The sequence below is a fragment of the Nocardia rhizosphaerae genome (assembly GCF_042650365.1).
GTDB classification, from domain to species: domain Bacteria; phylum Actinomycetota; class Actinomycetes; order Mycobacteriales; family Mycobacteriaceae; genus Nocardia; species Nocardia rhizosphaerae.
The window spans coordinates 40,515-52,938 of sequence record NZ_JBHSBA010000002.1 but is presented as its reverse complement, the minus strand read 5'-3'; the positions used below and the strand labels follow the sequence as shown (position 1 = coordinate 52,938).

General features: G+C 71.5%; 12 protein-coding genes. 9 read left to right on the top strand and 3 right to left on the bottom strand.

From position 1 onward, the window contains the following. Nucleotides 1-11: 11 nt before the first annotated feature. The 5 genes from ACFOW8_RS01195 (at nucleotide 12) to ACFOW8_RS01175 (ending at nucleotide 5,345) form a co-directional block, all read left to right on the top strand. Nucleotides 12-638 (top strand): GNAT family N-acetyltransferase, encoded by a 627-nt coding sequence (locus ACFOW8_RS01195; RefSeq protein ID WP_378544034.1) that lies wholly within the window; start codon nucleotides 12-14, stop codon nucleotides 636-638. After that, a complete protein-coding gene (locus ACFOW8_RS01190) occupies nucleotides 635-2,212 on the top strand; it encodes a phytoene desaturase family protein (RefSeq protein WP_378544030.1) in 1,578 nt (525 codons plus the stop codon). The genes ACFOW8_RS01195 and ACFOW8_RS01190 overlap by 4 nt, the downstream gene beginning before the upstream one ends. Nucleotides 2,213-2,372: 160 nt before the next feature. Continuing rightward, entirely contained in the window at nucleotides 2,373-3,209 is an 837-nt protein-coding gene (locus tag ACFOW8_RS01185) for a carotenoid biosynthesis protein (RefSeq protein WP_378544238.1), read from the top strand. A 188-nt stretch (nucleotides 3,210-3,397) separates the two neighbouring features. Further along, nucleotides 3,398-4,165 (top strand): LppM family (lipo)protein, encoded by a 768-nt coding sequence (locus ACFOW8_RS01180; protein ID WP_378544027.1) that lies wholly within the window; start codon nucleotides 3,398-3,400, stop codon nucleotides 4,163-4,165. A 1-nt stretch (nucleotide 4,166) separates the two neighbouring features. After that, a complete protein-coding gene (locus ACFOW8_RS01175) occupies nucleotides 4,167-5,345 on the top strand; it encodes a glycosyltransferase (RefSeq protein WP_378544023.1) in 1,179 nt (392 codons plus the stop codon). 111 nt (nucleotides 5,346-5,456) lie between these two features. Here the strand turns inward: ACFOW8_RS01175 and ACFOW8_RS01170 are convergent, their stop codons facing one another. Further along, on the bottom strand, nucleotides 5,457-6,155 hold the full coding sequence (locus ACFOW8_RS01170; RefSeq protein WP_378544020.1) for a hypothetical protein: 699 nt from the start codon (nucleotides 6,153-6,155) through the stop codon (nucleotides 5,457-5,459). A gap of 40 nt (nucleotides 6,156-6,195) precedes the next feature. Then, complete coding sequence (locus ACFOW8_RS01165) at nucleotides 6,196-6,618, bottom strand: carboxymuconolactone decarboxylase family protein (RefSeq protein ID WP_378544017.1); 423 nt, start codon at nucleotides 6,616-6,618, stop codon at nucleotides 6,196-6,198. Between the two features lie 401 nt (nucleotides 6,619-7,019). On the opposite strand from ACFOW8_RS01165, the gene ACFOW8_RS01160 reads away from it, so the two are divergent. Together ACFOW8_RS01160 and ACFOW8_RS01155 are read left to right on the top strand one after the other, a co-directional pair. Next, a complete protein-coding gene (locus tag ACFOW8_RS01160; protein WP_378544014.1) occupies nucleotides 7,020-7,532 on the top strand; it encodes a DinB family protein in 513 nt (170 codons plus the stop codon). Between the two features lie 178 nt (nucleotides 7,533-7,710). Further along, complete coding sequence (locus ACFOW8_RS01155; RefSeq protein ID WP_378544011.1) at nucleotides 7,711-8,289, top strand: DUF2867 domain-containing protein; 579 nt, start codon at nucleotides 7,711-7,713, stop codon at nucleotides 8,287-8,289. Between the two features lie 76 nt (nucleotides 8,290-8,365). Here the strand turns inward: ACFOW8_RS01155 and ACFOW8_RS01150 are convergent, their stop codons facing one another. Further along, nucleotides 8,366-9,367, bottom strand: coding sequence for a methylenetetrahydrofolate reductase (locus ACFOW8_RS01150; protein WP_378544009.1), 1,002 nt, complete (start codon nucleotides 9,365-9,367; stop codon nucleotides 8,366-8,368). A 266-nt stretch (nucleotides 9,368-9,633) separates the two neighbouring features. On the opposite strand from ACFOW8_RS01150, the gene ACFOW8_RS01145 reads away from it, so the two are divergent. Continuing rightward, a complete protein-coding gene (locus ACFOW8_RS01145) occupies nucleotides 9,634-10,788 on the top strand; it encodes a polyprenyl synthetase family protein (protein WP_378544235.1) in 1,155 nt (384 codons plus the stop codon). Between the two features lie 19 nt (nucleotides 10,789-10,807). After that, nucleotides 10,808-12,394: a phytoene desaturase family protein gene (gene crtI / locus ACFOW8_RS01140; RefSeq protein ID WP_378544007.1), complete on the top strand. Its 1,587-nt coding sequence runs from the start codon at nucleotides 10,808-10,810 to the stop codon at nucleotides 12,392-12,394. Nucleotides 12,395-12,424 lie beyond the last annotated feature (30 nt).

Genomic DNA, 12,424 nt, shown 5'->3' with positions numbered 1-12,424 from the left:
CCACGAGAGCCATGACAGCCGTCAAGCCGAATCACACTCCCGCACCAGTGGTCGTCGACCTCAGTGTCGCCGCCCTGCGCGCGCGCCTGCACGACGCACTGGCGGTCTATGTCGCCGCGATGGACTATCCGCGCGGCACCGAACACCACCGCGCCCCGATGTGGACCGAACACACCACGCGGGCGGGCTGGCGCGCCGTGGCCGCTGTGCTCCCCGACGACGCGGGCGGGGTGGATCTGCGCACCGCCCCGATCGTCGCGATCGCCTACGGCTACAGCGGCGCACCCCGCCAGTGGTGGCATCAGCAGGTCCACACCGGCATGCGCCGGTGCGGCTGGCCGGAGGCCGCGGCGCGGGAACTGCTCGCCGACTACTTCGAACTCACCGAACTGCACGTGCATCCGGCCGCGCAGGGCCGTGGGATCGGTTCGACCCTGCTCACCCGCCTGCTGGCCGACCGGCGGGAGGCCGCGGTGCTGTTGTCGACCCCGGAGGTGCCCGCGGAAGCGAACCGGGCGTGGCGGTTGTACCGGCGAGCCGGATTCACCGATGTGATCCGCAATTTCGTCTTCGCCGGGGACACCAGGCCGTTCGCCATCCTCGGCAGGCGCCTGCCGCTGCCGGACAGCCCCGCGTGACCGGCGCCGGGACGACGGTCGTCGTCGGATCGGGCCACAACGCGCTGGTCGCCGCCTGCTATCTGGCACGGGCAGGCCGACGGGTGCTGGTGCTGGAACGGGACGAGGTGCCCGGCGGCGCGGTGTCGACGGTCGAGCGTTTCCCCGGCCATCGGGTGGACCGGGGATCCTCGGCGCACATCATGATCCGGCACACCGGGATCATCGAGGAGCTCGAGCTCGCGCGATTCGGGTTGGCCTATCTCGACTGTGATCCCTGGGGTTTCACCCCGTCCGACGGTGTGCGCCCGCCGATCGTGTTCCACCGCGATCCGGATGCCACCTGTGCCTCGATCGCGACAGCCTGTGGCAACCGTGACGCGGACGCGTACCGGCGGTTCGTGGCGGAATGGGGTGCGCGCAGCGCGCGGGTGATGCGGGCCTTCGGCGGACCGCCGACGCCGGGCAGACTGCTGCGCTCGTTCTGGGGGCTGGACGCGCGTGACGGCGGGAGCGCGCTGTCGCGGGAGTTCCTGCAGTCCGGTGACGCGCTGCTGGACCAGTGGTTCGACGACGAACGCCTCAAGGCCTCGCTGGCCTGGTTCGGCGCGCAGTCGGGACCGCCGATGTCGGAACCCGGTTCGGCGCCGATGGCCGGTTTCGCCGCGCTCATGCACACACTGCCGCCGGGCCGGGCGGTGGGGGGAAGTGGGGCGCTGTCCGCCGCGCTGATCGCCCGGCTGCGGTCCGACGGCGGCGAACTGCGCACCGGGGACGCGGTGACCGCCATCGGCCGCCGCGGCGACGGCTGGCTGGTGCGCACCGCCGCGGGCCGGGTGTTCCCCGCCGACACCGTGATCGCGGGCGCGCATATCCTGACCACACTCGACCTGCTGCGTGAAGGCGGTTTCGACCAGGGCACGCTCGACGGCTGGCAGCGCCGGATCCGGGTGGGCCCCGGCATCGGCATGGTGGTGCGGCTCGCCACCGACCGGCTCCCCGAATATCCCGGTGCCACGACCGCCGAATCGGCTCGCGGCCTGCAGTTCCTGGTCGCCGACCGCCGTCAGCTGCGGCTCGCGCACGGTGCCGCCCTCGCCGGTGAGCTGCCGCCGCGCCCGGTGGTGCTCGCGATGAGTTTCAGCGCGCTCGACCCGTCCATCGCGCCGCCCGGCGAGCATCAGCTGTCGCTGTGGGCGCAGTGGCATCCGTACGCGCTGTCCGGCGGGCGCGACTGGGCCGCGCACGCCGACGCGGAAGCGGATCGGATCGTCGCCGAAGTCGACCGGTACGCACCGGGTTTCGCGTCCTCGGTGGGTCAGCGCTTCGTCCAGACACCCGTCGACCTGGAGCGGGAGATGGGGCTGCGCGGCGGCAATGTGATGCACGTGGAGATGTCGCTGGACCAGATGATGCTGTGGCGGCCGCTGCCGGAGCTGTCGGGTCAGCGGGTGCCTGGCGCACCCGGTCTGTACCTCACCGGCGCGTCCACCCATCCCGGCGGCGGGGTTTCCGGCGCCAGTGGCCGCAGCGCCGCCCGGCTGCTGCTCGCGGACCGGCGCACCCGGCGATTCGCGCTGCGGCCCAGGCGATGACAGCGGCTCACCCCGCGCCACCCGGTGCGTCACGGAGGGGATCACGCCCGGCGGGTCGGGTCCGCGATCGGCAGCGCACCCGCACGGACCTCGACGCGGTGCCCGTTCGACGTCGGGATCGGTGAGGGTGCGCGCCGCAACGACCCGGCTGACCAGTGCGATGAGCGCATGGCTGCGGGCCGATCCACGCCGGGCGGCACCGGCGGTGGCGGCAGTGGCGCTGATCCTCGTGCAGATCACGTACCCGTTGAGCTCAGGGGTGGGGCGTGACCGGATCACCGTCGCCGTGGTCGTGCTGACGGTGGCGACAGCGCTGCTGCACGCCGCCACGACGCGCGGAATACGCTGGGCCGCAGGCTTCTTCGTGATCGTGTCCGGGCTCGGCCTCATCGCCGAGATGATCGGCACCGCCACCGGGTTCCCGTTCGGGAGCTATGCGTACGCGGTGGATCGGCTCGGGCCTGCCCTGGCCGGGGTACCGCTGGTCGTGCCGCTGGCGTGGACGGGCGGGCTCTATCCGATCTGGGTGGTCGCCGGGCTGCTCGCCGCACGCCGCGGCCCGGACCCCGACGCCGCGCACGCCTCGGCGAGCGCCCGGCTGCGACGCGCCGGGATCTTCGCCGTAGGCGCGGTCGGCTGGGATCTGTTCCTCGATCCGCAAATGGTGGCGGACGGGCAGTGGACCTGGTCGGTCACCGACGCGGGCCTGCCGGGTCTGCCACAGATCCCCTACACGAACTATCTCGGCTGGGCGCTGATCGCCGGCCTGATGGCCGTGCTGCTGACCGAACTCGACCGGCGGCTACCGCCCGCGCGGGATCCCTCGGTGGCGGTCCCGGTCGCGGTCTTCGGCTGGACGTGGCTTGGCTCGACCTTGGCGCACGCGGCCTTCCTCGGTCTTCCCGCCTCGGCGGTATGGGGTTTCGCCGGGTTGGGGCTGCTCGGCGTGCCGTTGCTCCTGCGCGCGACCCGGACGACAGCCACACGCCGAACGTGACCACAGCGACCCGATCGCAGCGGCGTCATCGTGCGCAGAGCAGCCGGATTCGCGGCTGAACGGCGTCGATACGCGCATTCCGGCGGGATCGACCGGCATACCGAGCCCCGGATGAATCGCCTGCTCGCCGCCGGTCGTCGCCACGTCCGTGGCCCGTCGTGTGGGTTCTCGGGCCTCGGCCTGGCACGATGTCATCCGTGCAGCCGAGTCCCGTCGCCATGCCCACGTCCCGTCGATCCGCGCCGGCGCGGCGCGTCGCGGCCGTCACCGTCCTGTTCGCCCTGCTGGTTGCGGCCCTGACCGGGTGCCTGCGGGTCCAGGTGTCGATGGGTGTGTCGTCCAACGACCGCGTGTCGGGACGGATCGTCGCCGCGGTGGTACCAACCAACCCGGACGACAAGGGCCCGGAGCTGAAGGCGCCGGATCAGCTGGCGGCCAAGGTGCGCGTGGAAACCTACAACCAGGACGGGTTCGTCGGCACCCAGGTGTTCTTCGATGATCTGACCTTCGGCGAGGTCGGCCAGCTCGGCGGCATGTCCGAGCAGACCCAGGGCCTGTTCGACCTGGAGTTCAAGCGCAGCGGCGACCTGGTCAGCCTGACCGGCCGGGTCGACTTGGAGTCGGTGCCGCCGAACGGCTCGGACGTGCAGTTCTCTATCGCGTTCCCGTCCAGGGTGGCCAAGACCAACGGCACCCGTGAAGGCGACAACACCGTGTCGTGGAAGCTGCCAGCGGGCGAGGTGTCGACGCTGCGCGCGGAGGTGATGTACGCCGACCCGAACACCCGCTCGTTCGCGGGCTGGGCGGGTATCGTCGGCGGGATCACCCTCGCGGTGGCCGCGGTGGTCGCCGGACTCGCCTTCCGCGACCGCAATCCCGCCTCGCCGAACGCGCCGCGCGGATTCTCGCCGCGCGAGATGTGGCGCGAGATCTCCAGCCGCAGGCTAGGTCGCTGACATGGGCGCGGTGGTCCGCTTCCTGACCTGGACCGGGACCGGCGTCGCCGCGGTCGGTGCGGTCACCACCGGATACAACCTGGCCACCCTGCGTACCCTGCCGCGGCGGGTGTCCGGCGTGATCGAGCCGGTGACGGTCTGCGTGCCCGCCCGCGACGAAGCCGACCGCCTGCCCGCTCTGATCGCGGATCTGCGCGCGCAGACCGGCGTGCCGCGGCTGCGGGTGCTGATCCTCGACGACGCCTCCACCGACGGCACCTACGAGGCCGCGATCGACGCGATCGACGGCGACGACCGGTTCACCGTGCTGCGCTCGGCCGCGCACCCCGCCCCCGGCTGGACCGGCAAGGCCGCGGCCTGTGCCCGCCTCGCCGCCCGCACCGAGTCCGCGGCGCTGGTGTTCGTCGACGCCGACGTGCGGTTGGCCCCGCATGCCGTGGCGGCCGCGGTCACCGAATTGCGTCGGCGCGGCGCCGGTCTGGTGTCGGCGTGGCCAGTGCAGGAGGCGGGGTCGCGCCTGGAGCGGCTGGTGCAACCGCTGCTGGCCTGGTCGTGGGCCTCGACCCTGCCGATGGGGCCGGCCAACCACAGCCTGCGCCCGTCGACGGCGGTGGCGTGTGGGCAGTTCATCGCGGTCGACGCGGCGGCCTACCGCGCCGCAGGCGGACACGCTGCCGTCGCCGCCAGCGCCACCGAGGATCTGGATCTTGCGCGGGCACTGCGCCGGACCGGGCACCGCACGGCGCTGGTCACCGCCGGTCCGGCGGCCACCACTCGGATGTATGCCGGCGCCACCGCGCTCACCGACGGCTACACCCGCTGGTTGTGGTCGGCCTACGGCGGCAGGATCGACGCGGGCGCGGCCGTGGGAGCCGGTGCCGCGCTGGCGTATTGGGTGCCCGTGCTGGCCGCGCTGTGCGGCCGGGGCCTACTGCGCCGCGCCGGGGTGCTCGGGTACCTCGCCGCCGTCACCGGGCGGGTCTTCGCCCGCGTCACCGAAACCCGCCGAGCACCCACCCGTGCCGACCTCGCCTCGGCCATGGCCCATCCGCTCGCCGTCGCCGGGTATCTCACGCTGTGGGTCCGCTCGCATCGCCGCCGCCGCGCGGGCGAGCTGCGCTGGAAACAGCGGCCGCTGGTCAGCCCCGCGACAACGCCGGTCGCCGACCGCATCGGCTGAACGCGCCGGCGCCCGGCCGAAGACCGACCCTGTCCCTGACGTCATGACGCGCTGACAGAGCCGCACTCTCGGCGGACCGCGGCGGGAGATGGTGGTGCGCGGAGCCCCGGCTCAGGGGACTTCGGTGATCCCGACCGTGGGGAAGAAGAAGCAGGAGCGGCCGCCGTTCTCGACGGTGCCGAAGACCGCGGCCAGGACGGTGCCGTGGCCGGTGTCGACCGGGACCGCGCGCACACCGCCGACCGGGATCGCCGCGAACAGGAAATCCCGGATGGCCGTTTCGGCGAGCGGGCGCAGTTCGGGCGCCACCTCGGGCGGGACCAGGCCCCGCACGATCTCGGCGAGGGAGCCCATCGCGGCCAGGCCGCCACGGCCGGTGCTGATGTTCAGCCAGGCCACCTGCATGCCCGTGGTGTTCGTCGCCGCGGTGTCGGGGGCAAGGCCGGCGGGCAGGAAGGTGAACATCGTCTGCCCGGATTTCACGGCCGTGAGGTCGAGGCCGGGGATCTGCAGCGCGTTCGCGGGCCACGGTCCAGGTACCGCACCGGCCACTGCGGGGACCAGCCCGAGCCCGTCGCCCGCGCAGTTCGCCGCCACGGTCGGATACAGGAACGGTTGCACCCCCAGCGACTCCAGGGTGTCGACGACGGTCTGATACGCGCCGAGCAGATCACCGGGACCCGCGGTGCGCACCGTGGGCGCGTCCCTGGTCAGTTCGGGTTGCGCGGCGGCGGTCGGCGCGCCGAGCAGCAGCCCGGCCGCGCACGTGGCCAGCAGGGGCACTGTGATGGAACGACGCGGACCGAACACGGAACATCACACTCCTCATCGACTCACTCGACGCCGAACGCTACTCCGCCCACCGGCCGAATCGGCGCAGGTGGCCGTGGCGCGTCGCGGTCGTCCATACGCACCGCGTTCGTGGGCCGTACCGGAATGCCAGAGTGGCGCGCGCGTCGAGCGCATCGGCGGTGCGCAGCAGCACGGCTTCCTCGTCGTTCCAGCAGTCGTCCGCACCGTCACCGTGCACCAGCGAGCCGATCTGCGCGTTCGTCAGGTTCGCGGCGCCGGCGAATCCCCTGATGTGGACACCCCACTCGTACTCGGCACCGCAGCGCGCGGTTGTCCTGGCGATGACGATCTCACGGTGGCGCAACGTCAGATGGCCGCGATCGAGCAGTCCACCGGCGAAGAATTTGAAGAACAGTCGCTTGTCCCTGGCGAGGGTGGTGAACAGCAGCAGGGGTGGCCTACCCCGCATCACCGCATCCATGGCGGCGACGATGTCGGTGTGCAGGATTTCCGACAGCTCCGCCCCGTGGGCGGTCAGCCGATAGCCACCGTCGCCGTGTTCGACCAGACGCAGGGCGCGTAGCTCCTTCAGCCGAGTATTGAGGACGCCGGATCGGTCTCGCTGGCAGTCTGCAATGCCCGAAATGTCAGCGGCGTTCCCGAGCGAGCTCCCACAGGATCCGAAGCGCGGCGCGCCGCCCGAGGAGATCGAGCAACACGATGACCGGCCGCCCCGTCGACGACGAAGGAATCGGAACACCCGGACGAAGCTCGTCCATACGTGCACTGCAACCAGCACACGCCGGTCGCGTGCCCCGCCGCGACAACGGCCGTATCCGCGGGCCGGGCACCGGTGTCGGCGGTGCTTGCCACACTCGGAGGATGGATATTGCCGAGCGACCGATTCCGCCGTTCAACGCCGACGAACGGGCAACCCTCGAAGGATGGCTGGAGTTCCACCGGGCCACGCTGGCCAGGAAATGCGCAGGACTCGACGACCTACAGGGGGCGACGGCGGCGGTACCTCCGTCGGCGTTCACGCTGACCGGGCTCGTGCAGCACATGGCCGAGGTGGAACGGAACTGGTTCCGGCGGGTGCTCGCCGGCGAACGAGCGGCACCCATCTACGACCCGGCGGCCGACCCGGACGGCCCCGACGGCGGCTTCGCTCTCGCCGCCGACGCCGCCATCAGCACCGCCATCGCCACCTGGCAGAACGAGATCGCCGTCGCCAGGCAGCTCTGCGCGGCCCGCGCACTCCACGACACCGGCCGCTTCCACGGCCGGCCCGTGAGCCTGCGCTGGATCTACGTCCACATGATCGAGGAGTACGCGCGGCACAACGGCCACGCCGACCTGCTCCGCGAACGCATCGACGGCAGCACCGGCCTGTAGCGGTCGCAGCGCCCGTCGGGCCGAACATAGCCGGCGGCACCGATGGTCGAGACCGGCGAGCGCGCTGAGCAGCACCGCCGGACCGCGGGTCGCAGCTCACAGCGCGGGGCCTGTGCACGGGGCGATCGGGCGCGTAACCTCAGATCTATACGCGACCGTATAGATGGAGGATTCCGCCGTGCGACTACCGAATTCGGCTCATACCGACCGACCCTGGCGTATTCACCAGATCACCGGCGACTTCGGTGTCGAGGATGTGTGGCGATTCCGCACGCCGGGCGCGCGGGCCGAGGATTTCCCGGCCTATCTGGCGGCCCTGTTCCGCAGCTCCGATGACGAGGAGACCGGCCTCAGCGGGGTGCTGTTCAAGATCCGCTGGAAGCTGGGCGAGCTGCTCGGCTGGGATCGCGATGACGCGGGCACCGGTACCAGGGTCGTCGCCCTGCGCGACCGGCTGCCCGCCGACCTACGCGAGACTCCGGTGCCCACCGGGTCGGGACCGATGACCCCGCTCTACGTCCTCGACACCGAGTACGCGGGGGAGATCGCCAACGGAACCATGCACGGGGTGATGCACCTCGGCTGGGTTCCCGACGACACCGGCTACCACCTGCAGATGGCGGTCCTTGTCAGACCCAACGGGCGGTTCGGCCGCGCGTACATGGCGTTCATCAAGCCGTTCCGCTACCTCATCGTCTATCCGGCGATGACCAGGAAATGGGAACGCGTCTGGGCCGAGCTCGCCGCTGCGCGCTGATCGCCGCCGGGATGGCCGCGAATCCGGTGCCGGGCCGACCGGGTGCTGCTGCCGGCACCGGGGCCCGATCGACTGCTCAGGCGCTGAGTGGTGCGGCGGTCACCCCGTAACCGAGGTTGGTCAACACCTCACTGGTCGCCTTCGCGAAATTCAGCGTGATGAAATGCAGACACGGCGCACCCTCATCGATCAACCGCTGCGCCATCTCGGTCGCGATCTGAATACCCTCGGCACGCACCGCCGCCTTGTCCTCCACCGGACCACTACCCGCCGCACGGGTCAACCGCTCCAGCACCGCAGACGAGAGCGGCCGACCACACAACTCCTCGGCCCGCTGCACCGTCCGCAACGACGTGATCGGCATCAACTCCGGAATGATCGGCTTGGCACCCTCCACCGGATCCAACGCCACCACCCGATCCCGCAACCGCAGATAATGCTCCACGTCGAAGAACATCTGCGTAATCGAATACTCCGCGCCCGCACGCAACTTCGCCGCCAGGAACCGGGTATCGTGATCCAGATCCGGCGAACGATGATGACCCTGCGGGAACGACGCCACCCCCACATGGAAATCACCCAGATCACGCACGATCCGCACCAGCTCCTCGGCGAACTCCACACCCTCGGGATGCCTGGTCCACTCCCCCAGCGGATCACCCGGTGGATCACCACGCAACACCAGCAGATTCCGGATGCCCGAATCGGCGTACGAACCGACCAGCGCGCGCAACTCCTCCACACTGTGACCCACCGCGGTCAGATGAGCCACCGGCAACAACGTCGTCTCCGTGGCCAGCTCACCGGTGATCCGCACCGTACGGTCCTTCGTCGAGCCACCCGCTCCATACGTCATCGACACGAACGCCGGATGCATCCGCTCGAACTCGCGCACCGCACGCCACAACCTGGCCTCACCCGCCCCGTCACGCGGCGGATTGAACTCCACCGAGAACGGCACGCCATTGCCCGAATGGGTGCGCAGGCTGCCGACGACCGAGGGGGTGTTCGAGACGATCGGCTGCCTCCGGGCGGGTCGATCTGGGGTCGAACGTCCCCGTCCATCGTCGAAAGTCACCGGTTCAGTGTAGTGGGGTGGACCGGGCCCACGGCACGGAGCCGGGCGCAAAGGGCCTGATCGCGGGCCGGGCCCGCACCCCTCGTCAACCCGGATGGACGCGAACTCGGTGGGGCAGTCGGCCCGCCGACACGCCAGGTGTGGTCTCGGTCGCACCGGCGATGTGCGCCGGTCGGGCCGTGCCGGTCGCCGCGTATCCTGCGACGGAACGCCGGTGCTCGCCGCGCCGCGTGCGACCCGGTCCATCCGTTCGCCAACGTCCGCACCTGGAGGCCACCCTGTCCGCCGGAATCGGTACCCCACCCACCCGGTCCGTCCCCGACACACCGGCCCAGGTCGATCTCGCCGCGCTCACCCCGGGTACCCCCGCGTTCGTCGACGCGGTGGAGCGGGTGCTGCTCGATTTCTTCGCCACCCGGCGCGAGATCGTCGACCCACTCGGGCCCGTCTTCGTCGACGCTTCCGAGGCGCTGGAACAGTTCGTCCTCCGTGGCGGCAAGCGCAGCAGGCCCGGCTTCGCCTGGACCGGCTGGTTGGCCGCCGGTGGCGATCCGGCGGGCCCGGATGCCCGCGCGGTACTCACCGCCTGCGCGGCGCTGGAGCTGGTGCAGGCCTGCGCGCTGGTGCACGACGACATCATCGATTCCTCCCGGACCCGTCGCGGGTTCCCGACGGTCCATGTCGACTTCGCCGACCGGCACGGCGCGGCCGGCTGGCCCGGTGACGGCGCCGAGTACGGCAGGGCCGTCGCCATCCTGATCGGCGATCTGGCCCTGGCCTGGGCCGACGATCTGGTGCACGAGGCCGGGCTCGCCCCAGCGGCCCTTGCCCGTTTCGCCCCCGTGTGGGCGCGGATGCGCACCGAAGTACTCGGCGGGCAACTGCTCGACATCAACGGCGAGGCGGGCGGGGACGAATCGGTCGACGCCGCGCTGCGGATCAACCGGTACAAGACCGCCGCCTACACCATCGAACGGCCACTGCACCTCGGCGCGGCGCTCGCCGGTGCCGACGAGGCGCTGATCGCCGCCTTGCGCACCTACGGCACCGATGTCGGGATCGCCTTCCAGCTGCGCGACGACCAGCTCGGTGTGTTCGGCGACCCGGCCGTCACCGGCAAACCCTCCGGCGACGACCTGCGCGAGGGCAAGCGCACCGTGCTCATCGCCGAGGCACTGCGCCGCGCCGATCCGGAATCGGCCGCGCTCATCCGCACCGGCCTCGGCACCGATCTCGACGACGCGGGCGTCGACCGGATGCGCGCACTGCTCGTCGAGCTCGGCGCGGTCGACGAGGTGGAGCGGCGGATCAGAGAGCTCACCGACACCGGCCTGCGCGCCGTCGCCACCAGCGGCGCCACCCCGCAGGCCAAGCAGCTGCTGCACGACATGGCGCTGGCCGCGACGCGCCGCAGCGCCTGAACGCGATAGGGAACGGGTTGTGGGACAAGACAAGCACGTCGTCGTAGTCGGCGCAGGGCTGTCCGGGCTCGCCGCGGCGCTGCATCTGCGCGGGGCGGGTTACGCGGTGACCGTGCTGGAACGCGCGGATCATCCCGGCGGCCGGGTCGGGCGCTACCGCTTCGCCGACTACGAGATCGACAACGGCGCCACCGTCCTCACCCTGCCCGAACTGATCGACGAGGCGCTGGCCGCGGTCGGCAGCACCCGCGACGAGGTGGGCCTGCGTATCCACCGGCTCGCACCCGCCTATCACGCGCGCTACGCCGACGGCAGCGACATCAGGGTCTTCGACGACGCCGAGGCCATGGCCGGCGAGGTCGCCCGCGCCTGCGGTCCGGCCGAGGCGGCCAACTATCGGCGGCTGCGCGGCTGGCTGGGCCGGATCTACGGCGCCGAATACGACCAGTTCATGGACGCGAACTTCGATTCCCCGCTCGATCTGGTCCGGGAACGCCCTGCGCGATCGGCGCTGGCGGCACTCGTCCGGCTCGGCGGCTTCGGGAAGCTGGGGCCGCGGGTGCGGTCCTATCTACGCGACGAACGGCTGGCCAGACTGTTCACCTTCCAGGCGCTCTACGCCGGGACGGTGCCGGACAAGGCACTGGCGCTCTACGGCGCCATCCCGAACATGGACACCTGCCTTGGCGTCTACTTTCCCGAAGGCGGGATGCGCGCGATCACCACCGCGCTGGCGCGGGCGTTCACCGCGGCGGGCGGGGAATTGACGCTCGGCGCCGAGGTCGCCGAGATCGACTACACGACCGGTGCCCTTCCCACCGAGCGGCCGTCGTCGGCGGCGGGCCGACGGGCCACCGCGGTCCGCACCGTCGACGGACGCCGCTTTCCCTGCGACGCCGTGGTGGTGACCGCCGATCTCGGTTCGCTTCCGCGTTTCGGGCTGCGGTACCGCCGCGGGCTGCGCGCCTCTCCGTCGGCGGTGGTCGCGCACGGCACCGTGCCCGCGACGGTCGCCGCGAACTGGCCCGTTCAGGCACACCACACCATCGACTTCGGCGCCGCCTGGGCGTCGACGTTCACCGAGATCTCCGCACGACGCGGCAGGGGGAAGCTGATGAGCGACCCGTCGCTGCTGCTCACCCGACCCGCGCTCACCGACCCCGGCCTGTTCGTCGACCGCGCCGACGGCACGCACGAGCCGTTCTCGCTGCTCGCGCCGTGCCCGAATCTGGCTGCGGCGCAGCTGGACTGGGACCGTCTCGGGCCCGCGTACGTGCGCGACCTGCTCGCGGAACTGGAGCGGCGCGGATACACCGGGATCGCCGAGCACTTCCGGATCGACCACGTCGACACCCCGGCCACCTGGGCCGCGCAGGGCATGATCGCGGGCACGCCGTTCTCCATCGCGCATCTGTTCCGGCAGACCGGCCCCTTCCGGCCACGCAATCTGCCAAGGGGCGTGGACAATGTCGTTCTCGCAGGTTGCGGTACCACTCCCGGCGTCGGCGTGCCCACCACGCTGCTGTCGGGGAAGCTGGCCGCGCGGCGGCTCACCGGCGGCCGGTCACGCAGTGCCACCGACCACCGGGTTAGTGTTCGTGAGTGAAGCCGTAAACTGACGGCCGACTCATCAGCT